Here is a 24,216-nt window from a genome sequence, read left to right as displayed (position 1 = left end):
CCGGTATTACTGCCGAGTTTTCCTTTCTTCACGAACCTTTTCAATCAACTGATTGAGAACCGAAATTGTATCCTGTGGAAGACCACCTGCTTTCCCGCTGGTCAGATATTTGCCATCAATCACCAGAGCCGGCACACCAGTAAGCTGGTATTGCCGTGTTATTTGAGCAGCTCTGTTTGCCTGATTCTGTACAGTAAATGAATTGTAAGCACCTATGAATTTATCGCGCTCAACCCCCTGCTGTTCAATCCAGTTAAACAGAGTCTCCTCTTTTGACAAATCTGTTTTTTCATGATGGACGGCATGATAGATCTTGTCATGAAGTATCTCACCAAGACCCAGACTTTCTATTGCGTAAAAAAGCCTGGCTGCAGGTGCCCAGTTATTACGGAAAATTGCTGGAACATACCGAAATTCAACATCAGCCGGCTTGCTTTCCAGCCAGCGGCCGAGATAGGGATTCAGATCACTGCAATGAGGACAGCCATACCAGAAAAATTCGATGACTTCAATTTGTTGTGATTCGGTTTCCGTTAGCTGAGGCGTTGAAAGCACCTTGTAATCCTTACCTTCAATGATTTCTGCATGAACAGTTAGAATTCCTGCCAGGTTTATAGCGACAAAACCCAAGAGAAAGCAGATAATTTTTTTTACGTTCATCCAATTTTCCTCGTTTTCAAAGTGACAGAAAGAATATTCACGGAATTTATACTAGAAAGCCAGCTTATTTCAAACAACACAACGATATCAGCTGGAGATCTTTGTTATTCAGTGCCTAGTTGTTGCCCGCTGCGCGAACAAGACTTGTCGTTATCCCGTTTGATTGTAGTGAGGCACGAACCCTGTCCAGCTCTTCCATTTTAGTAAATGGGCCAACCCGTACGCGGTGTACAAGCACATTACTATCAGATCTTCCGAGCTGAACCGAAGCAATAATGCCCAGCATAGCGAGTTCAGCCTTCATTCTCTCAGCATCCCCAGCGTTTTTGAAGGAACCCGCCTGCAAGTAGTACTGGTCCTTGGTCACAGCAGCTTTTTCAGGTATTCTTTCGGGCAATTTCTCCGGAGTTTTCTTGGTTACCGCAGCAGTTGGCGGCAGTGGCGCAAGATCGAATGTATCCTCGGCTGGAGGCTCCTCAATCCCCGGCAAGATTTTATAGAAATCAAAGCGTGATCCACTCGTTTCCGCCTGATTTGTCTGGGGCGGGATCTTTTTTTCTGCTGATAACGGCGGCGACGATTGCCGTGCGGACTTCCCGGATGACTGGCTCTGAGTCTCTTTCCCCTGGGTAAGGAATGGGCTGGGAGCCTGGCTAATGTATAGCCACACCCCGATAGCGCTTACCAGGCCCAAGGTATAGCCAACAAATAAGCCAAGCCATAAAGAACTACCGTTCTTTCGTGTTTTTACCGAATTTCTGGATTTATAATCCCGACTCATCAATCTTTCCGTATTCCATTCAGCTACATCTTGCGGGGCGAAGTTACCCCCAGCAACGACAACCCTTTTGATAACACTTGGCAAACGGCTGAAATCAGCGCCAATCTTGCTATTTTAAGCGCTTCATCCGGAATGAGGAAACGCGTCGAATTGTAGTAACTATGAAATTCGCTTGCCAATTCTCGCAAAAAAAATGCAATAAGATGAGGAGCGTGTTCCTTTGCTGCTGCTTCGATAGTATCCGGAAAATCAATTATTTTCTGTAGAAGCACCAACTCAGCTGGATTAGTTAGCAATTCCGTTTCTGCCCTGCCAAATATATCCACTGCCCCTCCCCACTGCTCAAGTACGCTGCAGATACGAGCATGCGCATATTGCACATAGTAGACAGGATTATCGTTACTTTGTGATTTGGCCAGATCAAGATCAAAATCCAGATGCTGGTCACTTTTACGCAGCACATAAAAAAAACGGGCTGCGTCGTTACCCACTTCCTGACGTAATTGTCTTAATGTAACAAATTCCCCCGACCGGGTGGACATGGAAATTTTATTGCCATCCCGATACAGGACAGCAAACTGAACCAGCGCTATTTCAAGTTTATCTGAATCAAGAGACAGTGCTTCAATAGCGCCTTTTACCCGGGAAATATAGCCATGATGATCCGCACCCCAAATATTCAGCATGTAATCAAAACCACGTTCATATTTGCTGAGGTGGTAGGCAATATCAGATGCAAAGTATGTATACTGACCATTCTCCCGCTGCACAACCCGATCTTTCTCATCACCAAATCCGGTAGATTGGAACCAAAGCGCACCGTCTTGCCGATACAGCAGCTTTTTATCATCCAGCAACTGTACAGCACGCGCTACCATCCCGCTATCGAACAATGATTGTTCTGAAAACCAGTTTTCAAACTCGACACCAAATTCCATCAAGTCATTTCGGCAATCATTCAACTGCTCCGTCAGAACAAAATTGTGGAGATAGGCATAATCCTCACCAAGAATAGACTTTGCCGCGGTGATAAGATTGTCCAGGTATTCGTCTTCTCCGTCAGCAGCCGCTTTAGCATTGATTTCAGCCAGCTGTTGCGTCGGAGAATCAGAGTAATGAGCATAGCGATCGCCGTGTATCCTATGTATTTCCAGCGCCATATCAACAACATATCGCCCTTGATAAGCATTGCTGGGAAACGGAAGAGCGATACCACATAAATCAAGGTAACGCAGCCATGTTGACAAAGCCAGAATATCCATTTGGCGACCGGCATCGTTAACATAAAACTCGCGTGTAACAGCATATCCTGCCGCAGCCATAATATTGGCCAGGCTGGCACCAAACGCTGCCCCACGACCATGGCCAACATGCAACGGCCCGGTCGGATTAGCGGATACAAACTCAATCTGGATGGTTTTTCCTGCCCCCAGTTTACTATGTCCGAATGAATCAGCCGCCTGCAACACTGTAAGTAAAAATTGCTGTTTCGCTGTTTTCTTCAGAAAAAAGTTAACAAACCCGCCACCAGCAACAACTGTTTTTCCCACATAAGGAGAATCTGGCAAGGCTCCAATCAGCACCTTTGCCAGCTCAAGTGGATTCCGGCGTAAACGTTTAGCCAGTTTCATGGCCAGATTAGTGGAATAATCGCCATGATCCATCTGTTTGGGGCGCTGCAACTCGATGTGTATCTCTGTTTCTTCTGGAAGAACTTGTTTCACTGCTTGAGCAAGCAGCTGTACACAATGAGATCTAAAATCGAAGGGAATTGTTGTAGCCATGACAGGAAAGTATTTCGGTAAGTCCGCATTATAACGGCTTGCCTGCAAACTTGTTTGCGTGTTTTGATGAACAGATTGAATCCGAAAACCTGCCCGGAGAGCCTTGGCAAAGGCTCCCCATTTGCTCGAACCTTCCTTGGACTTACTTTTACTTTTCAGGATTTGTGGATTTCATGTGTTATCCAGCCAGTATATAATGAGAAATTAAAACTGTTATCGCAAAGGACGAAAATCCTGATCGGCTCACAATGGAAAATACAGAAGAAAAATTCGAGGAAGAGATACTTGATGCCTGCATCAAGCACACAAAAGAAATTTTAGCAGAGCAACTGCCGCTTGTTAAAGATAAAAAATATGATTTTGCACCGCAATTCAAAAATTTGACTATTCAGCTTTATCTCGTTGGTGTCATGCAGCAGTTTTATGATCAATACGAAGCAACCACAGCAGATGCACAAGAAAAGGCATTTCAAGCGCTGTACCATATGATGGTCAAGGATGGTGTCAAATCCAACCGCGCCAAAAAGCAGGCTGTATTCGTCAGAAAAATGTCTGTACTGGAGGATGGTGATGAAGCGCTGGCACTCGCATTGGGCTATGAATCAAAACCCGGTGATCATAGCCTGGCTGAGGTCTTTGATCATTATGTCGGTGAAGCCAGAGTATCAAAAGGACTCTGGCACTCCTATGATCAAGGAAAAATCATTTTATTGCTGGGTGGTTTGCTCTTTGCCATGGCTGGTGTATGGTTCGTAACAATCTATCTTCCGGAAAGCGATGGCGTCACCATTCTGGCGATCGGGTTACTGACGGCATTTCTGTTCATAACGCCCGTGTTCCTGATTGGCCTCTTGATTTATCGCTACAAAACAAAAAGAGGCAAACGCTCCAAAACTCCGCCTCTTTAACTGAGTAGCCCTTGGAGAAGAGCAGAAACGTAAAAAAAATTTGCCAGGAAAAAAACATTTTGGCGAAAATTTCCTAAATCAGCCCTACTGATTTAAGCAGGCTATTTACCTGCTCTATTCGATATCTCCTGAATTTTATGAGTGCAACGATTATCAGCGGTAATTTTATCGCAAGCAAACTACGCGAAGAACTGAAACAACGTATCCGAATCCTCTCGGAAACATGGATGCAACCCGGCCTGGCAGTTATTCTGGCAGGAGACAATCCGGCATCTTCCGTATATGTTCGCAACAAGGCAAGAACCTGTGGAGAATTGGGTATCCACTCCAAGGTTTTTAATTTCTCTGCTGATACTCCCCAGAAAATTATATTACGGCAGATACAGGATTTGAACGCTAACCCCGAAATTCACGGTATTCTGGTGCAATTGCCTTTACCCAGCCATATCCAGATGAATGAAGTCATTGCCGCCATAGCAATTGAAAAGGATGTAGACGGATTTCACCCCTGTAATGTAGGCGCATTGGCAACAGGACACGCCTTGTTTCGTCCGTGCACTCCCTTTGGCGTCATGAAAATGCTGGCGGAATATGGCATCCCGCTTCAGGGGCAACACGCAGTTGTTGTCGGGCGCAGCAATATTGTCGGAAAACCGATGGCGCTCATGCTGCTGGAACAGGGCGCAACTGTCACAATTTGCACCTCACAAACTCGGGAACTAGCCAGCCACACCCGCAGCGCCGACATTATCGTAATGGCCACAGGCAAAGCAAATTTACTGACAAGTGATATGATCAGGACAGGTGCAACTGTAATCGATGTCGGTATTAATCGTCTGGCAGATGGACAGCTTTGTGGTGATGTCGAATTCTCAGGCGTAAAAGAAAAAGCAGGATATATCACACCGGTTCCAGGTGGAGTGGGACCGATGACTATCACAATGCTGATGAATAATACTATCGAAGCTGCGGAACACGCGAAAGCAAAAGCTCAGATTGAAGCTCGGTGCGGTTCTATGCAGTAATCTTGAACTTGTAGACTTGTAAACAGGGAGCAGACCCCAATATGGATCCACTGGATATCGACCCCCAGGAAACACAGGAATGGCTGGATGCCCTGGAAACGGTGCTAATTAACGAAGGGGCTGAGCGCGCTCATTTTCTACTGGAAAAATTGGTGGAAAAAACGCGCCGCACCGGCGCCTACCTGCCCTATAGCGCTAACACCGCTTACATCAACACTATTCCAACTGGTAGAGAAGAACGTTCACCCGGTAACCACGCGCTAGAGCATCGTATCCGCTCCTACATTCGCTGGAATGCAGCAGCAATGGTATTACGCGCCAACCGCCATACCAACGTTGGCGGCCATATTGCGAGCTTTGCCTCAGCAGCTACGCTCTATGATGTCGGCTACAACCATTTCTGGCGCGCTGCCAGTGAACAGAAAGAAGGAGATCTGGTTTACGTACAGGGCCACTCTTCTCCTGGTATTTATGCTCGTGCTTTTCTGTTAGATGAACTAACTCTCGAGCAAATGGATAATTTTCGCCAAGAAGTAGACGACAGCAACAGTCTTTCTTCTTATCCTCATCCATGGCTCATGCCGGATTTCTGGCAATTTCCCACTGTCTCGATGGGCCTGGGGCCACTTATGGCGATCTATCAGGCACGCTTCATGAAATACCTTGGGGCGCGCAACCTGGCTAAAACCGATGACCGTAAGGTCTGGGCTCTCATGGGTGACGGCGAAATGGATGAACCGGAATCTCTGGGGGCAGTTTCCTTGGGGGCTCGTGAAAAACTTGACAACCTAATTTTTATTATCAACTGTAATCTGCAGCGTCTTGATGGGCCGGTGCGAGGAAATGGCAAGATTATCCAGGAGCTGGAAAGTACCTTTCGTGGCGCTGGCTGGCACGTAATCAAGGTTATATGGGGTTCCTACTGGGATCCTTTGCTGGCAAAAGATACCAAGGGATTACTGCAACAACGCATGATGGAATGCGTCGATGGTGAATACCAGGCTTTCAAATCACGTGACGGTGCTTACGTGCGCCAGCACTTCTTCGGAAAATATCCGGAACTGCTGGAGATGGTCGCCAGCATGTCTGACGACGATATCTGGCGATTAAATCGGGGGGGCCATGATCCTCACAAGGTTTACGCTGCCTACAGTGAAGCAATGAAACACACCGGCCAACCAACCGTGATACTGACCAAAACGATCAAGGGTTACGGTATGGGTGAGGCCGGTGAGGCGCAAAATATCACTCACCAACAGAAAAAAATGGGTACGACCTCGCTGAAGGCATTTCGAGATCGTTTTGGACTGCCAGTACCGGATGACAAAATTGACGAGATACCCTATCTCAAGTTTGAAGAAGGTTCGCCTGAATACAACTATATGCGTGAGCGGCAGCAAGCAATGGGAGGTTTCATTCATCGCCGACGCCGCAAGGCCGAAGCTCTGCAAGTACCACCGTTATCCGCATTCGAGACATTACTCAAAGCAAGCGGTGAGGGGCGTGAATCCTCCACCACAATGGTATTTGTGCGCATACTCAACATCCTGGTAAAAGATAAAAACATCGGTAAGCACGTGGTGCCGATCGTAGCGGACGAATCGCGTACATTCGGTATGGAAGGCATGTTTCGGCAGCTGGGCATTTGGTCATCAGTAGGTCAGCTTTATACTCCGGAAGATGCCGATCAACTGATGTACTACAAAGAAGACAGAAGCGGACAAATCCTGCAAGAAGGAATCAATGAAGCAGGGGCAATGGCATCATGGATGGCTGCGGCGACTGCCTATAGTACACATGGTGTGCAAATGATCCCGTGCTATATTTTCTACTCGATGTTCGGTTTCCAGCGGGTGGGTGATCTTGCCTGGGCGGCGGGCGACATGCGCTGTCGCGGCTTCCTGCTGGGGGGAACTGCCGGTCGTACCACGCTGAATGGTGAAGGATTGCAGCATGCGGATGGCCACAGTCACCTGGCCGCCTCCACCATTCCAAACTGTGTATCCTACGACCCTACTTTTTCTTATGAACTTACGGTTATCATTCAGGATGGCCTACGCCGCATGTACCAGGAGCAGGAAGACGTCTATTACTACATCACCGTGATGAACGAAAATTACTCGCACCCGGAAATGCCCAAGGGTGCCGAGCAAGGCATTCTGAAGGGTATGTACCTGTTCCGTAACGGGAATAAACATAACAGCAAATTGCATGTGCAATTACTAGGCTCCGGAACGATTTTACGAGAAGTAATCGCTGCGGCAGATATTCTGGAAAAAGATTACAAAATCTCAGCGGATATCTGGAGTGTCACCAGCTTTAACCAGTTACGGCGGGAAGCACTTAGCGTTTCACGTTGGAATCTGCTTCATCCAGACGAGCCAGCCAGACTATCGTATGTAGAAACCTGTCTGAAAGATCGTGAAGGGCCTGTTATTGCCTCGACCGATTACATGAAAATAGTTGCCGATCAGATCCGGGAATTCATTCCGAATCGTTACCGCGTACTAGGTACGGATGGATTCGGTCGCTCGGATACACGCGAGAAACTAAGACACTTCTTTGAAGTGGATCGTCATTACGTCGTAGTTGCGGCGCTCAAGGCATTGGCGGATGAAGAAAAAATTTCGGCATCAGAGGTAACCAAGGCAATCCGGGCCTTTGCGATCGATCCGGAAAAACCCGAACCGGTCAAGGTTTAAGCCCGTTCACAATTGGTAGAATAATTTTGTCTCACCCTGACGATATTTGTTGCAGCGAATCAAGGAGCACATGTGGCTGAAGTCAAGAAAATTCTGGTCCCGGATATCGGGAGTTTTGAAGATGTCCCGGTTATCGAAATCGTGGTCAAGCCTGGCGATAGCGTACAGGCTGAAGATCCTTTAATCGTGTTGGAATCAGACAAGGCCACGGTTGAGGTGCCCTCGCCTTACTCCGGAATAATCCGAGAAATTATGCTTCAGCCAGGCACTAAGGTCTCTAAGGATTCAGAAATCCTGACTATGGAAGTGGTATCAAATGCTGAAGAAAAGGTCTCCAAACCTCAGCCATCCGGGTCTCCATCCGAACCACAACCCGCACGAACAGAAGCAGCAGCCGAACCAAATCAGCCTGAAACTATACCGGTGGTCAAATCTACACCCACCACAGCAGCGAAACCAGCGACCCCTCCTTCTTCATTGCCGAAACTTGATCAGGAAGTCGGAGCGCATGGTAAGACAATGCCTCATGCAAGTCCCTCGATAAGACGATTTGCCCGGGAATTGGGAGTGGATCTGACCAGAGTAGTTGGAACCGGCCCCAAGCTGCGTATTCTCAAGGAAGATGTACTGGCTTTCGTAAAACAGGTATTAGCTAGCGAACACAATACTGGAAGTGTGCTTAACCTACTGCCCTGGCCATATGTAGATTTTGCGAAATTTGGGCCAATCGAACTGAAATCATTGTCACGTATCCGACAAATTTCAGGTGCTAACCTTCATCGCAATTGGGTCATGATTCCGCATGTCACGCAGTTCGACGAGGCAGATATCACCGATCTGGAAGCGCTCAGAAAAACTCATAATGAAACCCGGCAGAATAACGGCACCAAACTAACTATATTAGCTTTTCTTATCAAGGCGGTTACAGCAGCTCTGAAAAAATTCCCAGAATTTAACGCTTCCCTGGACAACAGTACAGAGGAAAGTCAACTCATCATAAAATATTACTACCATTTGGGATTTGCAGTCGATACACCCAACGGGCTGGTGGTTCCAGTTATTCGGGATGCCGATCAGAAAGGAGTAATCGATATCGCTCAGGAACTTGCCAGGCTATCCTCACTTGCCCGTAAAGGTAAATTAATGCCCAGTGACATGCAAGGTGCAAGCTTTACTATATCGAGCCTGGGAGGTATCGGTGGAACCGGCTTTACACCCATTATCAATGCGCCGGAAGTAGCCATTCTAGGGATATCCCGTGCAGGTCTGAAACCAGTTTATCAGAATGAAAAATTTGTTCCACGCCTGATACTCCCGTTCTCGATATCCTATGATCACCGGGTAATTGATGGTGCAGCGGCCGCACGTTTCACTACACATTTGGCCAGCATTCTGACAGACATGCGACTTGCGCTGTTCTGAGTGATGCACAACCAATCAGGCAATGCGGTGCCTGATTGTCTATTTATCGGCAAATGGCTGAAGTAACAGCATACTCACTCATCGGAATTTACGGTGGAACATTTGACCCCGTTCATTATGGGCATCTGAGAATAGCGGAAGAATTGACAGGAATTTTACGGCTAAGCCATCTGTTTTTTTTACCCGCAGGCCAGCCCCGGTTGCGCGATACGCCCATTGTACCCGGAGCACATCGCGTTGCCATGTTGCACGAAGCCATTCGTGGAAATGCTATGTTTTCAGTGGATGACCGTGAAATCAAACGATCTGGTGAAACCTACAGCGTCGAATCACTGCAAGAAATCCGACAGGAATATCAAGCGAAATACAAAGCAGGCAAGCATATTGCACTTTGTTTCATTATTGGAGCCGATGCCTTTATCAGGCTGCCACACTGGCACCGTTGGCGTGAATTGTTTGAATTGTGTCATCTTATTATTGTCAATCGACCTGGGTCGGCTTTGCTCAACAATCTGTCCGATCTACCCGATGAATTGAAAGCTGCTTGCCAGACTCACCAGGCAGTTACGGTCGAAGAGTTGAAAAATTTGCCCTGTGGCCACATCTTTACTACACCCACAACCTTACTGGATATTTCATCCACCAAGATCAGAAGCCTCATTGCTTCAGGAAAAAGTGCACGCTATCTGCTGCCTGAAGCAGTCCTCGACTATATTGACAAGCATAATTTTTATGCCGGAGAAAAATGAAATTACCTAACGAACAACTTAAAACAGTCATAATGGCTCTGGAAGACCTCAAGGCCAGCGATATCCATGTCATAAATGTCAGCAAGCTGACTGCATTATTCAATACCATGGTCATAGCCAGCGCCGATTCCACACGTCAGACCAAGGCACTGGCAGGCCATGTACAAGAAAAGGTAAAGGCAGCTGGAAGGATCGTTTACGGAATGGAAGGCGAACAAACAGGAGAATGGATGCTAGTTGACCTGGGCGATATCGTTGTTCACATCATGCAACCCGCTATCCGTAGTTACTACGACCTGGAAGGACTCTGGGCGGAATCATCCTGGCAGTTACCACAGGAAAATTCCGCTGTATACGGTTAACTCATGGCTGCGAAAATTGGTTTTAAAATAACGTAGCCTCTTCCTAAACCTGTTCATTCCTATAAATTTCGCACGCTTATTATTCTGCATCATGAAGCTCCATATCCTGGCGGTTGGCAATAAAATGCCGGACTGGATTAAAAAAGGATACACAGAATACAGCCAGCGCATGCCTAAAGAAGCCGAGATGCAGCTGGTAGAAATAAAACCGGAAAAGCGGATCGGTAAAAAGACCGAACAACTATTGCAAGCCGAAAGTGAACGTATCCGTATCGCTTTACCGCCCGGGTGCCATATTGTTGTTCTGGATGAATCAGGCAAGCAAGCCACCACTGTCAGGCTGGCTGAACTGATGACCAATTGGAGAGAATCTGGCCGGGATGTAACGTTCATCATTGGCGGAGCAGATGGACTGCACCGGGATATTAAACAAATAGCTCACGAAAAACTAGCGCTTTCTACTATGACATTACCGCACGGGCTGGCGAGAGTATTGCTGGCAGAACAACTTTACCGGGCATTTTCCATCACCCGGAATCACCCCTACCACCGTGCATAATTTGTAATCCTGCTGTAGAGTTCCAGCTACAAGTGCACAATATTTTGCTTATGGAAACATACCTTAAGGCTTGATCCGGGAATGATTACTACAGCTGGCAGTTATATTTATCTTGTATCACGCAGTGCTCGCAGACGCGATCTGCTCAAGCAGATTGGCATCAGGCACACCATATTGCTCATGCGGGAAACCTTATCCCGCCCGGTTGACGTGGATGAAACACCTGTTCCAGAAGAATCTCCAGCCGATTATGTCTACAGAATTACCCATACCAAAGCAGAAGCTGGCTGGCTACGCCTGAAACAGCGGAGCCTGCCCGTTTTGCCTGTACTGGCTGCAGATACTATTGTTGTTCTGGACGGTCGTATCCTGGGAAAACCAAAAGATACCGGACATGCGGAGGAAATGTTGCGCGCACTCTCTGGGCAAGAACACCAGGTGCATACAGCAGTAGGGCTGGCATTCCAGGGGCAGATCAGGTTACGTTTATCAACAACGATCGTTCGATTCCGGGATATCAGTCCGCACGAAATCCGGGCTTATATTGCCAGCAACGAGCCGTATGACAAGGCAGGTGCCTACGCTATTCAGGGAAAAGCAGCTGCTTTCATCATCAACATCAGCGGGAGTTATAGTGGTGTAGTTGGATTGCCACTATTTGAAACCTCCCAGCTACTGGAAGAAACAGGAATCCCCATTTTCTGAACAAGAATAAATATAATCGGATCCCAGTTTATATGAGCAGCGAGATTCTCATTAATGTCACCCCGCAAGAAACGCGTGTTGCCATCATAGAACAAGGAATCACACAGGAACTGCACATTGAACGCACCAGCAGCCTTGGCATTGTAGGCAATATTTATAATGGACGCGTCAGCCGTGTATTGCCTGGTATGCAGTCAGCTTTTATTGATATTGGTCTTGAACGGGCAGCCTTCCTGCATGTGGCAGATATCCATGAATCCGGCCAGACTGAGCACAATAAGCCGATAGAGCAACTCCTGTCTGAAGGCAGCAACATCCTCGTACAGGTCGTCAAGGATGCAATTGGCGTGAAAGGTGCCAGACTCTCCACCCAGATCAGTCTTGCGGGACGTTTGCTGGTCTATTTACCGCAAGAATCCTATATTGGTGTATCCCAGCGCATCGAAGATAACAATGAGCGCGAATCGTTACGCCAGAAATTACAGAGCATTCTTCCACCTGATTCTTCCGGCGGCTACATTATCCGGACCATGGCCGAAACCGCTGATGAATCAGAGTTACAGGCTGATATCGATTATCTTCACAAACTCTGGCAGGACATCCAGAAAAAATCATTAACCATTTCTCCGCCTTCCCTGCTTTATCAGGATCTGGATCTGAGCCATCGAGTATTGCGCGATTTTGTCAATGCCGACACCTACCGGGTTCGGATAGATTCACGCGAAACTCACCAAAAGCTGACCACCTTCGCCCAGGAATACATGATGAGTGACATGGAAAAAATCAGTCACTATACTGGGGAGCGACCATTATTCGATTTATACGGTGTTGAGCAGGAAATCGAAAAATCACTGGCCAGACGTGTCGATCTGAAATCTGGCGGATATGTAATCATCGACCAGACTGAGGCGCTGACCACCATGGATGTCAACACCGGCGGCTTTGTCGGGGTACGAAATTTTGATGACACCATATTCAAAACTAACCTTGAAGCTGCTCAGGTGATTGCACGACAACTACGACTACGTAATCTGGGCGGTATCATCATCATCGATTTTATCGATATGGATCGCGAAGAACACCGGGCTGCAGTTCTGGCTGAGTTTAATAAAACCTTGCAAAAGGATCGGACTAAAATGACTGTCAACGACTTCACCGCGCTGGGGCTGATCGAGATGACCCGTAAACGCACACGTGAAAGCCTGGCGCAAATCCTTTGCGAAACCTGCCCGACTTGCCAGGGACGCGGAGAAATCCGGACAGCACAAACGATCTGCTATGAAATTCTGCGTGAATTGTTACGGGAATCTCGGCAGTTCAACGCCAAAGAATATCGTATTCTGGCCTCACAACAAGTAATTGATCTCTTTCTGGATGAAGAATCCCAGAGCCTCGCCCAACTGGGTGATTTCATTGCCAAACCCATAGGCCTGCAGGTAGGTACAACCTATACGCAAGAACAATATGACGTCATCCTCATTTAACCTTTCTCCTGCGACAATATGTCGCATTGCAACCCGCACTAGGCTGGTCTAAAATTTTCAGACAAAGCGATGAGGAGATTGATAATCGTTATCAATTCTGATAGCATCCGAAATTAATATACAAGCATGTTCAACTTGACTAGCTTAAGCGTTTTAGTTTTAGTTTTAGTTTTCGCAACACCAAACAGTTAACTCTAAAATCGCGTAAACAGAAAACACACATTACATACATGGTATGGCTAAAATCTATCATAAACCGGTCCTTACTGGTATATCTCTCATCAGCTTCCTGGTAGTGGTAGCAGCGCACGCCACCGTACTTTACGGCATGTGGCAATATCGCTTCAGTGCTACAGCTCCAGAAACGATCACACTTTACGCGCAGTTCATTGCGCCACCTGAAAAACAGGAAGAAGTTGCCGAAGCGCCCAAAGCGGAGCTGAAAGCAGAACATATGCCTCCTCAGGTAAAACCCAAGCCACCAATCAGGAAGGTACAACCTCAACCTAAACGCCAGCTGGTAGCCAAGGCACCTGCTGTTACCCAGCAGGAAAAGGTTGTGCCCGAGCCACCCATTGAAGAACACAAACCGGAACCAGAACCGGAAAAGAAAATCGTCAATGAAACGGTCGCTGCAGCCAAACCTGCACAGATGCCAGCAGGTCCGGTTACCCTGTCTTCCGAATTGTCTGTATCCTGTCCGGATCTGGCCAGCCCCGCCTACCCTGCTCTATCCCGTCGCCTGGGTGAGGAAGGGAAGCTGATACTCCAGGTGAAGCTGGATGAAACAGGTCGAATAAGCAGCGCCAAAGTTGTCGAAAGCAGCGGATATTCAAGATTGGACAATGCCGCCCTGTCTGCTGTCAAAACCTGGCGTTGCCGGCCAGCAATGCGTGGTGGACAAGCAGTACCAGCAATTGCCCTGCAGCCTTTTAATTTTGTCATCGAAGGAAGTTAATAGATGGAAAAAACACTGGGGTTCTCTAATTTTCTGACACAGGTTGACTCTGTTGGAATGAGTGTGCTGATACTTCTACTTACCTTGTCAGTCGCAAGCTGGTACCTGATTGTGACCAAAAGTATCAGCAATATGATTGCCTCTCGTCGCGCAAAAGATTTTCTCAAGCATTTCTGGCATATTGATTCTGTGCCCCAGCTTAAAACAGAGATCAGTGCGATGACTGATAGACATGCGTTTGTTCAGCTGGCTAAAACAGCATTGACTGCCACTGCAGATTCACAAAAGCACGGACTGGAGAAACTGGCAGCAGCTGGTGGTACAAACGAGCTGCTCACCCGTTCGCTGCGCAATAGTCTGGATCAGGAAGCGGCCCGTATTGAATATGGTCTCACCATCATTGCTTCAGCAGGCTCTTCTGCACCCTATATTGGATTGTTCGGCACAGTCTGGGGGATTTATCATGCCCTGATCCAGATTGGCCTGTCTGGTCAGGGTACGCTGGATAAAGTGGCTGGTCCGGTGGGCGAAGCATTGATCATGACAGCCCTGGGCCTGGCGGTTGCCATACCTGCTGTACTGGCCTACAACGCCTTCATACGACGCAACCGCCTGTGGATGGCCCAACTGGATGACTTCGCTCATGATCTCTACACCATCATGACAACAGGCAGCAAGTCCAGCGAAGAAAATAATCAAAAAACACCTCAAAAAGAAGCATCAACCATCTCACAGCATACCCGGGTAACAGAACCGACCAATCCATCAGCAGACGTTATCAGCGGAGAGGGGCACCACTAATGGCTTTCGGTGATTCAACCCGTTATCAGAGCAAGACGGCCATGACTGAAATCAACGTGGTACCGCTAGTGGATGTAATGCTGGTATTGCTGATTATTTTTATGATTACAGCCCCTTTGCTCACACACTCGGTAAAAGTTGATTTACCCAAGGCATCTAGCACCCTCAATCAAACCCAACCGGAACATATTGAATTTGCCATACATGCAGATGGTAGTTTTTACTGGGGCGGAGAACCTGTTACGCTGGATCAGCTACCTGCACGCTTTGCCGAGGCAGTTAAACAATCCGATAAAACTGAGTTACATATTCGTGCTGACCGTGACACACATTATGAATTGGTAACCAAGGTCATGAGTATTGCTGCTACGGCAGGGCTGGCACGCATTGGTTTTGTGACTGACCCAACCGAAAATCAACCCTGACAAGGACTGGACTCATCCATAGAACAGGAATCGGATATGCAGTTAACCTCAAACCACCACACCCGCAGTTCAAACAACTTCTTTCGCAGAAAGTGAGTTCAACCCAGTTTTTGCCTTTTGAACATGCTGGCGGCAGGTTTCAAACAGGCATATGCCGGCACTGACTGATACATTCAAACTTTCGATACTGCCGCTCATCGGGATACTTACAAGCTGATCGCAGGTTTCCCGAGTCAGGCGACGCATTCCCTCACCCTCGGCACCCAGTACCCAGGCAATAGGTCTTGTCAGCGTAATTGAATCAAGTGTATCGGATGCATCAGCAGTTGTACCTACGATCCAGATGCCCTCCTCCTTCAGTTCACGCAAGGTTCTGGCCAGATTGGTCACAGCAAAAAAGGGTACAGTATCCACTGCACCACTGGCAACTTTATGAACCGTTGCCGATAAACCGACTGCCCTATCCTTGGGGACTATCACCGCATGCACACCAAACGCATCGGCAACACGCAAACACGCCCCCAGATTGTGCGGATCCTTCACGCCATCCAGCACCAGCAGAAATGCCGGCTCGGTCAATCCATCCAGTAAATCTTCAAGTGCAGTGTACTGCTGCAACTTCATCACATGGGCTGCCACACCCTGGTGACGAGTCGTACCGGTCATTTTACAAAGTCGATCCTGATTACAGAGAATCAGACGTGAGGAAGTGGTCTCAGCCAGATTCATCAAATCACGCGCACGCTGATCCTGTCGATTGGTATCCAGATAAATTTCCTTGATGCTGTCCGGATGTTGCCGTAAACGGCTGGTAATGGCATGGAAGCCAAAAATATACTGGGAATGAGACATGATGGCGATGAGAAATGAAGAAGAATATTATTTGCTTGATTTCTTGCGTGCATTGTTATTGTCTGCAAGGACAAAATCTATCTTGCGGGTGGCCAGATCGACCCGGACAAGTTTTACTCGCAAGCTGTCACCTAACCGGAAACTAATTCCGCTACGTTCACCACGTAATACATGCTTGACCGAATCATGCCGAAAATAATCACTGGGTAATTCTGAAATATAAACCAGACCTTCAACATAAATAGTGTTCAGGGTAACAAACAACCCGAATGCAGTTACCCCGGTGATAACGCCATCAAAGCAATCATTAATTTTATCCTGCATATAAAAACACTTGAGCCAAGATTCAACTTCCCGCGTAGCTTCATCAGCACGGCGCTCAGTTTGTGAGCAATGTTTTCCAATCTCATGCCAGTCGCCAGGGTCATAGTGCTTGCCGGCAAGCACTGCCTTGATGGCACGATGTACCAGCAGATCCGGGTAACGCCGAATGGGTGAAGTAAAATGGGTATACATTTCATAGGCCAGACCAAAGTGCCCGGCATTATCCGGACTGTACATTGCCTGACTAAGAGACCTTAGCATCACTGTTTGCAGCAATTGTGCGTCAGTCCGTTCCCGGATATGGTCAAGTGTCCTGGCATAATCCTTAGCGCTGGGCTTATCGCCACCACGTAACTGCAAGCCGAATTCTTTCAGGAAATCTCGCAATGCCACCAGTTTTTCATCGGACGGCCCTTCATGAACCCGGTATAAAACGGGCTGTTGGTGTTTCTCCAGAAAATCAGCAGCACACACATTGGCCGCCAGCATACACTCCTCAATCAAGCGATGAGCATCATTACGCTCTACTGGGCATATTCTTTCAATCTTGCCCTGATTATTGAAAACCATTTCTGTTTCAATGGTCTCAAAATCAATCGCTCCCCGTTTTCTGCGGGATTTATGCAACACCTTGAACAACCGGTACAATAATTGAATATGCGGTAGCAGTTGTGTATATTCTGTTGCGGTATTCCCTTTGGGCTGATCCAGCAACTCGGCAACAATGTTATAAGTCAAGCGCGCATGGGAAAGCATCACCGCTGGATAAAAACGATATTCGCTCAGCTCCCCCTTGGCAGTCCACAGCATTTCACACACCATGCACAGCCGATCGACCTGCGGATTGAGCGAGCACAACCCATTTGAAAGCACTTCCGGCAACATTGGAATAACTCGTCTCGGGAAATAAACCGAATTGCCGCGATCAAATGCTTCTTTATCCAGCGCATCCTGATCGCGCACATAATGGCTGACATCGGCGATGGCAACAAACAATCTGAAATCCTTGCCTTCCTGGCGACAATAAACAGCATCGTCAAAGTCTTTGGCCGTTTCACTGTCTATTGTTACCAGCGGTAAATGGCGAATATCTTCTCGCTTGGCAAACTCTTTCTTCAGAACCTTCTTGGGAAACTTGGTGGAAATGATTTCTGGCGAAAACTCATGGGGCAAATCGAATTTGCGCAATGCAATTTCAATCTCCATTCCTGGAGCTGCATAATCCCCCAGAATCTCAACGATATGGCCAATAGGCTGAGCGTGTTGGCCTGGCTGCTGAATAATGTTCGCCATCACCACCTGCCCAGCATGCGCATTCATGATATTTTCCTTTGGGACAAGAATATCCTGGTTAATACGTTTATCTTCAGCCACAATAAAAAAAATACCGTGGTCTTCATATAACCTGCCAACCAAGTGCGTATTAACACTCTCCAGTACCCTGACGATTCTGCATTCCCGCCGCCCCCGCCGATCCACGTCATTGGTAAGCCTGGCAATTACGCGATCACCATGCAGCACTTTATGCATCTCTTTTGGGGTCAGGAACAGATCAGTACCGCCATCATCTGGAATCAAAAAACCGAAACCATCACTATGCCCCTGCACGGTTCCTTTTACGAGTTCCAGCTTGTCTGTTACACAAATATCACCCTTGCGATTACAGATAATCTGCCCGTCACGTATCATCGCAGACAGCCTGCGATGAAAAAATTCAGATTCTTCAGCAGTAATATCCAGCAACTCAAGCAACTTGGGCTCGCTGATTGGCACTCCCTGTTTATCCAATACTTCCAGGATAAATTCTCGACTGGGAAGCGCTAACCCGTAACGTGTCTGCTCACGCTTAAGAAAAGGATCAAGCTCGCGAAGCTGATTTTTCTTATTTCTTTTTCTCTTGATTGACAAATCGAAGGTTTCCTATAGAATTTGCGGTCTTCATGTGTTGTTTATACCTGCCTGGTTTTCACAAAACCAACCAGCAACACAGCAATAATCAAAATAATGCCCAGATGGCGGAATTGGTAGACGCGCATGGTTCAGGTCCATGTGCCTTCGGGTGTGGAGGTTCGAGTCCTCTTCTGGGCACCATTGTACTTTCCTCAAAAAATAGCACATGGCATTAACTTGTATTGTATAGATTCTCTAGTGAAGCCAGTGTAATTTAATTAGGCAGTACTCCCGATACACGCAATCAATATCTGGCAAACCCTCGACTTCCATACCTTCAGTTCTACCCGGCTGATCGCCCGGATTACTCCGTAATTTTTGCAAGATGACAATCATTTTATCAGCCACGACAACAGCATCGATGTAAAGGCAAAAACACATCGTATCATTAAATGTACGGATACCTGGAAATACATCAGGCCTCAAACGAATACCATTAAACTACTTTCTCTTACAATATCATACCGTCAAATTTCGCCAGTACAGCTTGGGCAGCCGGCCCGATTATTTTCACAGCCAGTGATTACAGCTTTTTTATACACTGGAATCTGCTCAAAAACATTCTTGCTTCATGAACATGAAAAATCGCCGCATCGCTCATCTGGATATGGATGCTTTTTATGCTTCGGTAGAACTGCTGCGTTATCCGGAATTACGAGGGTTGCCTGTCGTCATTGGTGGCCGATCCGTTCACCAACCAATCATGCAACAGAATGGAACTTGTTTATATGCAAAGCTGCGCGAATATTCCGGTCGTGGCGTAGTAACAACTTCAACTTACGAAGCGCGTGCATACGGAATTTTTTCAGCGATGGGGATCATGCAGGCGGCAAAGCTGGCACCCGACGCCATATTGTTACCAGCAGATTTCGATACTTATCATCATTATTCGCGGTTATTTAAAAATGCAGTCGCTAACATCGCTCCGCATATAGAAGATCGTGGTATCGATGAAATTTATATCGACCTGAGCAAACATCCCGATGAAACAACTCCACTTGCACTGCGTATCAAACAGGCGGTACATGAAACCACTGGGTTATCCTGCTCGATTGGAGTAGCTCCCAACAAACTGCTGGCAAAAATCTGCTCTGATCTCGAAAAACCGAATGGATTGACTATCCTGACACATGCTGATATCCCACATCGAATCTGGCCTTTACCCGTTCATAAAATCAATGGCATTGGCCCCAAAACGCAAGCGAAACTCGCAGATCTGGGTATCCATAAAATTGGAGAGTTAGCCAATGCTGAGCCCGGTTTGCTCCAGATTCACTTTGGTCAGCGTTACGCACTGCAGTTGCATCACGCAGCACTTGGCAACGACAATCGTCCGGTGGTAACCAGCTCGGAACCCAAATCAATCAGCCGCGAAACTACCTTTGAACGAGATTTGCACGCACGCCAGGATCGGGAAAAACTATCCGCTATTTTTACCGGATTATGCACACATATTGCGGAAGATTTGCATCACAAAGGCTATGTCGGGCGAACTATCGGCATCAAGCTACGATATGAAGATTTTCAAACCGTCACACGCGATCAAACTTTATGTACCCCCACCGCTGATGCAACCACCATTCGCAAGGCTGCTGGAAACTGCCTTCGGCGCGTTCCCCTCGAACAAAAACTGAGATTGCTCGGCGTTCGTGCCAGCAACCTGTCCCGAGCTGATGAACTCATGAAAGAAAGCCATCTTTTCCAGGAAGAACTGTTTTGTAGCCGATAGAAAGTCTATATTCCGTAAATTTATCTGCAGAATATCCCCTGAAAATCCCTGTGAGTTCACTAAACATCTAGAACACCCTATTGATTCTCACCCGCCATATTTATGAAATAAGCACTTGGCATAACCCGGCAACCCAGTAAAATCTTTTATCCGTAGTCGGTCAAAAGGAAAGCCATGAATATCACAGCCATCAGAATGATACAAAGAAGTTTTTCATTCTCTTTCCTTATTGTGGCCCATCGGGAGCCTGGCTGACACACGCCCTTTTCAATTTTCACTTCATTAAAACACTATTTTTTCGTTTGAAAATACCAGTGATGGAGGTTGAAATAGCTATGAAAGTCTGGGTTCATTGGATGAGCAAGTATCAGAGACAAGCTACTCACGACATTATTACCTTCCTGATTGAACAAGGAATCGAAATAAAAGACCATGATGATTATCTTTCTGGTCATCCTGGCGTAGTTTTCAGCAAGGAAATCACATCGGAAACTTGTGAACAATTACGTGAGCTTAGTCATAGCGGGCAGATACCGACTCTTTTCTGTTGCGATTGTGCCATTTCGGGAAATACTATCTGGCAGCTTCTGGAAGCAGGTGCCTGCGATGTCTTGACGTGTACAGAGTACAGGGTAATCATCCATGAAATCATTACCCGCCTGCAACGCTGGGAAATAATAGATTGCATGGTAAATTCACCTGCCGTACAGAATACGCTAGTAGGAGAAAGTTCGGCCCTGAAAGCAATTTTGCGCCAGGTTGTTGAAGTAGCTCATTTTACCGATTCTTCAGTGCTGATCCTGGGTGAAAGCGGTACCGGCAAGGAATTGCTGGCAAATCTCATTCACACCCTGGACGCTCGCCCCGACAAAGGTGATCTGGTAATACTGGATTGCAGCACTATCGTGCCGGAATTATCCGGTAGCGAATTTTTCGGGCATGAACGGGGCGCGTTCACAGGTGCGGTATCCTCACGGGATGGCGTATTCGCACTCGCAAACGGTGGCACATTGTTCCTTGATGAAATAGGCGAGTTGACTCTCACTCTACAAACTCAGCTGCTGCGCGTTATTCAGGAACATACTTTCAAACGTGTCGGTGGTAATGCCTGGCAACGCACCTCATTTCGCCTGGTTTGCGCGACCAATCGTGATCTCCGGGCTCAAGTCCAAAAAGGTGAATTTCGGACAGATCTCTATTATCGTATCGCCAGCTATATCTGCCATTTACCCCCCTTGCGGGAACGCACTGAAGATATCCTCCCGCTGGCCAGGTACTTTCTGAAGACAGATCATCCTGCTCAGGATCCACCTGAACTAGATACACCGGTTCAGGAATATTTGTTGCGCCGTGAATATCCTGGCAATGTACGGGATCTCAGGGCAAGTAGTTGCACGCATGCTATGCCGCTATACAGGAAAAGGCGCTATTACAGTGGGCTGCATTCCGCCAGATGATCGACCGACAAAAGCAGAAGGCTGGAAAGAATGGTGCGACTCAGGCTTTGAACGGGCAATCCGAGTAGCGCTAAGCCGGGGTATCGGCCTGAAAACTATCAGCCGAAACACTGAGGAGGCGGTATTTCGCATCGTGCTGAAGCAAGTAAACGGCAACACCCAACAGGCAGCGCAACTTTTGGGAGTAACCGACCGTACTATTCAGAACAGGAAGAAAGATAGATCATCGACCGGTAAGGCTGGAAATCCTTTGTAATCGTTTGGTCAGGCTAATCAGCGGCCGCTTCACCACCCACTTACCAATGACAGCGTTCGGTGACGCTTGACTGTACTGATCAGATTCCGGAAATTCTCTCCCAGAATCAAGGCTTCCTGAGAAGACGGCAGACGTAACGCCCTGATCTTGGCAAGCTCAACTCCAGGGTGTAGCCACGGGCCGTCAGAACCAAACAGCAGCTTGGCTGCTCCAGCTCGTTTGACTGCTTGTTGTAGTAAATCAAAGCGCCGCACGCCAGAGGTATCAGCATATATATTCGGATGACGAACCAGATGATCAATCAGGGCCAATTGCGCCCGCCAGTCATCAGCAAAGCTACCCAGGTGCGGAATAATGAAATTGACATCCGGATATTCCTGCGCCAACAGCTCACAGACAGATACTTCACCCGCCACATCGTACAGTACCGGCAAGGTATAAGCCCGGGCAGCCACACAAATATCGCGTGTAATGGCAGCATCATGACGATGTATCTTGATGCCAACAAATCCGTAGCGCTTGACAGCTATCTCGACCAGCTTATGCACGCGTCCTCGATCACGCTCTGCATGTATAAAAGCAAAACCGTAGAAACGATCGGGCCTGCTCGCTACAATGCGTGCCACCTACTGATTGGCAGCAGCATAGTTTGAATGAAACGCAGAAAACAGTACCGTGCGCCGAATCCCTGCTACCGTTGCCCGGCGCAAATAATCCTGCAAGGGCGCCCGTGTATCCCACGGTCCGGTCAGTCCATCGCCGCTTCCGGCATGACAATGGCAATCAATGATCATCACAACCTCCTTGCTGCTATATTATTTTGATTGCCCGGTACGCGGGATCAATGTGCTCCACTGGCTGATTTCCGCTACTGGTTTCAAACGAAGAGCTCTTCACCAAGCTCAGGCTGTTTGGCTTTTCCCCATGTTCGCCAACTATCAGGGATAGGATTGCCGCTACCAACCTTGAAATTTTGCCCGCCATCCCGTAAACCCAGATTATTGATTGCCCATTGACCAACGTGATACCAAATATCCGGACCAGGATCGTTTTCACGACTTGCACTGGATTGTCGATGTGCCAGAATATGAGTAAGGCCCATGTTTTTAACAAGATAACGAATCAAACAACGCCCGGCCTTGATCTGTTCGGCAGTCAGAACCCCTTGAGGTGATGCGCCGTTCGGATAAACATAGCGCTTACCCCTTGTATCAGGAAAATTACCCGCAAATTCAACGGCTACACTGCCAGCATTAAATCCATTTGAAGCATTGAGGCGAGCTGTCAATGGATGCAATTGTAGTGTTTGTCCATTCGGCTTGATTACAAAATGTGCCGTGACACCATCGTAACGGTCAGGTGGCGTATTCCTCTGATTGCCGGCAGTCTGATGCAACACCAGTGCGTATACCTTACTCATATCGCGTGGTTTTCCTTTGCGCTTGTCTTTAGGCGCAAAACTTGTGCGGTCTTCGATAGGCGTACAATCATGCAGCATATTGATCACCCCACCGGAGAGCCTGCGAGCTCCCGTGCTAATCGAGTTCCATGCATCACCGAGAAATGCTTCCTGATCGGATTGCCTCGGTTGAATGCTATTGACGTGCCATTCACGATGAATTGTATCGCCTACCTCTAAATTTCCTCCTCGAACCACTGCAGAGAGATTTGGCACATGCATCCGGGCTGCGGCCGTCAAAGCAGCATTGGCGATTGTTTCAGGATCAGTACGCGGGTCAGCCAAAGCTGCCTGCCTGGCTGCTGTCGCAGCAATACGCACAAACCGCCGTGCCATTTCCAGTTCGGCTTCTTCCGAAGGCAAACCACTGAATTCAAGCTCAAGCGCTTTACTGACAGCCGTTCCGATGGCACCGCCGATAGCCGTACCGACACCCGGTATCGGAATAAAAGATCCCAGCGCCTTGCCAACAATTGGCAGTGCAACCTTGCCAATCGCTTTTAAACCCCTACCCAATGCAGGCAATACTTTTTTGCCAACGAAACGGCCAAATTTCTTCAATCCCCGGCCGATCCCCTTGAATAACTTGCCAAGAAACAGATCCAGTTCTTCTTCACTGGAAATGGCCAGTAATTCGGCGGCAAGCTCAAGTTCCTCAGCTTCGCTGAAAGGGCTTTCGAATGCGAGTTCAAGCTCCCGCTGATTGGTGATCAAGCCGGTCGGATTCAGAGCAGTCTGAACCGCCCCGGGTTTTGAGGAGGCTCCACTATCTGAGAAGATGGAGCCATGAACAAATCAAATAAATATTCCCCCGAAGTAAGAGCGCGCGCAGTCCGTCTGGTGCAGGAACACCGCAGTGAGTAT

Annotated in this window: 23 protein-coding genes and 1 tRNA gene; 16 read left to right on the top strand and 8 right to left on the bottom strand. The window is 47.7% G+C overall.

What is annotated here, in order from left to right; all coding sequences use genetic code 11:
• Positions 1 to 6: 6 nt before the first annotated feature.
• From C8R14_RS02365 to argS, 3 genes are all read right to left on the bottom strand, one after another.
• On the bottom strand, positions 7 to 660 hold the full coding sequence (locus tag C8R14_RS02365) for a thiol:disulfide interchange protein DsbA/DsbL (protein WP_011634652.1): 654 nt from the start codon (positions 658 to 660) through the stop codon (positions 7 to 9).
• Between the two features lie 115 nt (positions 661 to 775).
• Positions 776 to 1,441, bottom strand: a complete 666-nt coding sequence (locus tag C8R14_RS02360) for an SPOR domain-containing protein (RefSeq protein WP_011634653.1) — start codon at positions 1,439 to 1,441, stop codon at positions 776 to 778.
• 23 nt (positions 1,442 to 1,464) lie between these two features.
• Positions 1,465 to 3,225 (bottom strand): arginine--tRNA ligase, encoded by a 1,761-nt coding sequence (argS, locus tag C8R14_RS02355; protein ID WP_011634654.1) that lies wholly within the window; start codon positions 3,223 to 3,225, stop codon positions 1,465 to 1,467.
• A 248-nt stretch (positions 3,226 to 3,473) separates the two neighbouring features.
• Here argS and C8R14_RS02350 point away from each other — a divergent pair, with 248 nt between their 5' ends.
• The 12 genes from C8R14_RS02350 (at position 3,474) to C8R14_RS02295 (ending at position 15,325) form a co-directional block, all read left to right on the top strand.
• Positions 3,474 to 4,133 carry a hypothetical protein gene (locus tag C8R14_RS02350; protein WP_011634655.1) on the top strand — a complete coding sequence of 220 codons (660 nt, stop codon included), beginning with the start codon at positions 3,474 to 3,476 and terminating at the stop codon, positions 4,131 to 4,133.
• A gap of 137 nt (positions 4,134 to 4,270) precedes the next feature.
• Entirely contained in the window at positions 4,271 to 5,158 is an 888-nt protein-coding gene (folD, locus tag C8R14_RS02345) for a bifunctional methylenetetrahydrofolate dehydrogenase/methenyltetrahydrofolate cyclohydrolase FolD (protein ID WP_011634656.1), read from the top strand.
• A gap of 41 nt (positions 5,159 to 5,199) precedes the next feature.
• Complete coding sequence (aceE, locus tag C8R14_RS02340) at positions 5,200 to 7,860, top strand: pyruvate dehydrogenase (acetyl-transferring), homodimeric type (RefSeq protein ID WP_011634657.1); 2,661 nt, start codon at positions 5,200 to 5,202, stop codon at positions 7,858 to 7,860.
• A 72-nt stretch (positions 7,861 to 7,932) separates the two neighbouring features.
• Positions 7,933 to 9,282 (top strand): dihydrolipoyllysine-residue acetyltransferase, encoded by a 1,350-nt coding sequence (locus C8R14_RS02335; protein ID WP_011634658.1) that lies wholly within the window; start codon positions 7,933 to 7,935, stop codon positions 9,280 to 9,282.
• Positions 9,283 to 9,335: 53 nt separating this feature from the next.
• The gene (nadD, locus tag C8R14_RS02330) at positions 9,336 to 10,031 is read left to right on the top strand and encodes a nicotinate-nucleotide adenylyltransferase (RefSeq protein ID WP_011634659.1); all 696 of its coding nucleotides are present in this window, start codon (positions 9,336 to 9,338) and stop codon (positions 10,029 to 10,031) included.
• Positions 10,028 to 10,393: a ribosome silencing factor gene (rsfS, locus tag C8R14_RS02325; protein ID WP_011634660.1), complete on the top strand. Its 366-nt coding sequence runs from the start codon at positions 10,028 to 10,030 to the stop codon at positions 10,391 to 10,393. Before nadD ends, rsfS begins: the two co-directional genes overlap by 4 nt.
• Positions 10,394 to 10,484: 91 nt before the next feature.
• The gene (gene rlmH, locus C8R14_RS02320) at positions 10,485 to 10,952 is read left to right on the top strand and encodes a 23S rRNA (pseudouridine(1915)-N(3))-methyltransferase RlmH (RefSeq protein ID WP_011634661.1); all 468 of its coding nucleotides are present in this window, start codon (positions 10,485 to 10,487) and stop codon (positions 10,950 to 10,952) included.
• Positions 10,953 to 11,033: 81 nt separating this feature from the next.
• Positions 11,034 to 11,657 (top strand): Maf family protein, encoded by a 624-nt coding sequence (locus tag C8R14_RS02315; RefSeq protein ID WP_011634662.1) that lies wholly within the window; start codon positions 11,034 to 11,036, stop codon positions 11,655 to 11,657.
• 32 nt (positions 11,658 to 11,689) lie between these two features.
• Positions 11,690 to 13,141 carry a ribonuclease G gene (rng, locus tag C8R14_RS02310; protein WP_011634663.1) on the top strand — a complete coding sequence of 484 codons (1,452 nt, stop codon included), beginning with the start codon at positions 11,690 to 11,692 and terminating at the stop codon, positions 13,139 to 13,141.
• Positions 13,142 to 13,376: 235 nt separating this feature from the next.
• Positions 13,377 to 14,099, top strand: coding sequence for an energy transducer TonB (locus C8R14_RS02305; RefSeq protein ID WP_011634664.1), 723 nt, complete (start codon positions 13,377 to 13,379; stop codon positions 14,097 to 14,099).
• 3 nt (positions 14,100 to 14,102) lie between these two features.
• Positions 14,103 to 14,900 (top strand): MotA/TolQ/ExbB proton channel family protein, encoded by a 798-nt coding sequence (locus C8R14_RS02300; RefSeq protein WP_011634665.1) that lies wholly within the window; start codon positions 14,103 to 14,105, stop codon positions 14,898 to 14,900.
• Entirely contained in the window at positions 14,900 to 15,325 is a 426-nt protein-coding gene (locus C8R14_RS02295; RefSeq protein WP_011634666.1) for an ExbD/TolR family protein, read from the top strand. Before C8R14_RS02300 ends, C8R14_RS02295 begins: the two co-directional genes overlap by 1 nt.
• Before the next feature lie 69 nt (positions 15,326 to 15,394).
• On the opposite strand, the gene rlmB is transcribed toward C8R14_RS02295, so the two are convergent.
• Entirely contained in the window at positions 15,395 to 16,177 is a 783-nt protein-coding gene (gene rlmB / locus C8R14_RS02290; protein WP_011634667.1) for a 23S rRNA (guanosine(2251)-2'-O)-methyltransferase RlmB, read from the bottom strand.
• A gap of 27 nt (positions 16,178 to 16,204) precedes the next feature.
• Positions 16,205 to 18,409: a ribonuclease R gene (rnr, locus tag C8R14_RS02285; RefSeq protein ID WP_011634668.1), complete on the bottom strand. Its 2,205-nt coding sequence runs from the start codon at positions 18,407 to 18,409 to the stop codon at positions 16,205 to 16,207.
• Between the two features lie 98 nt (positions 18,410 to 18,507).
• On the opposite strand from rnr, the gene C8R14_RS02280 reads away from it, so the two are divergent.
• The 4 genes from C8R14_RS02280 to C8R14_RS02260 all read left to right on the top strand — a co-directional run bounded on the left by C8R14_RS02280 (position 18,508) and on the right by C8R14_RS02260 (position 21,893).
• Positions 18,508 to 18,592, top strand: a tRNA-Leu gene (locus tag C8R14_RS02280).
• A 430-nt stretch (positions 18,593 to 19,022) separates the two neighbouring features.
• Positions 19,023 to 20,180 carry a DNA polymerase IV gene (dinB, locus tag C8R14_RS02270; protein ID WP_011634669.1) on the top strand — a complete coding sequence of 386 codons (1,158 nt, stop codon included), beginning with the start codon at positions 19,023 to 19,025 and terminating at the stop codon, positions 20,178 to 20,180.
• Positions 20,181 to 20,515: 335 nt separating this feature from the next.
• Positions 20,516 to 21,637, top strand: a complete 1,122-nt coding sequence (locus tag C8R14_RS02265) for a sigma-54-dependent transcriptional regulator (RefSeq protein WP_166485006.1) — start codon at positions 20,516 to 20,518, stop codon at positions 21,635 to 21,637.
• Positions 21,615 to 21,893 (top strand): hypothetical protein, encoded by a 279-nt coding sequence (locus tag C8R14_RS02260; protein WP_166485007.1) that lies wholly within the window; start codon positions 21,615 to 21,617, stop codon positions 21,891 to 21,893. Before C8R14_RS02265 ends, C8R14_RS02260 begins: the two co-directional genes overlap by 23 nt.
• Before the next feature lie 29 nt (positions 21,894 to 21,922).
• Here C8R14_RS02260 and C8R14_RS02255 read toward each other — a convergent pair whose 3' ends face one another.
• The 3 genes from C8R14_RS02255 to C8R14_RS02250 all read right to left on the bottom strand — a co-directional run bounded on the left by C8R14_RS02255 (position 21,923) and on the right by C8R14_RS02250 (position 24,066).
• Positions 21,923 to 22,519 (bottom strand): amidohydrolase family protein, encoded by a 597-nt coding sequence (locus C8R14_RS02255; protein WP_011634671.1) that lies wholly within the window; start codon positions 22,517 to 22,519, stop codon positions 21,923 to 21,925.
• Positions 22,520 to 22,687, bottom strand: a complete 168-nt coding sequence (locus tag C8R14_RS13690) for a hypothetical protein (protein ID WP_207204464.1) — start codon at positions 22,685 to 22,687, stop codon at positions 22,520 to 22,522.
• Between the two features lie 83 nt (positions 22,688 to 22,770).
• Positions 22,771 to 24,066, bottom strand: a complete 1,296-nt coding sequence (locus tag C8R14_RS02250) for a peptidoglycan recognition protein family protein (RefSeq protein ID WP_011634672.1) — start codon at positions 24,064 to 24,066, stop codon at positions 22,771 to 22,773.
• Positions 24,067 to 24,216 lie beyond the last annotated feature (150 nt).

It is taken from the genome of Nitrosomonas eutropha (assembly GCF_003201195.1).
Lineage (GTDB): Bacteria > Pseudomonadota > Gammaproteobacteria > Burkholderiales > Nitrosomonadaceae > Nitrosomonas > Nitrosomonas eutropha.
The sequence above is the reverse complement of the archived record's forward strand: the minus strand, read 5'-3'. Positions and strand labels throughout refer to the sequence as shown.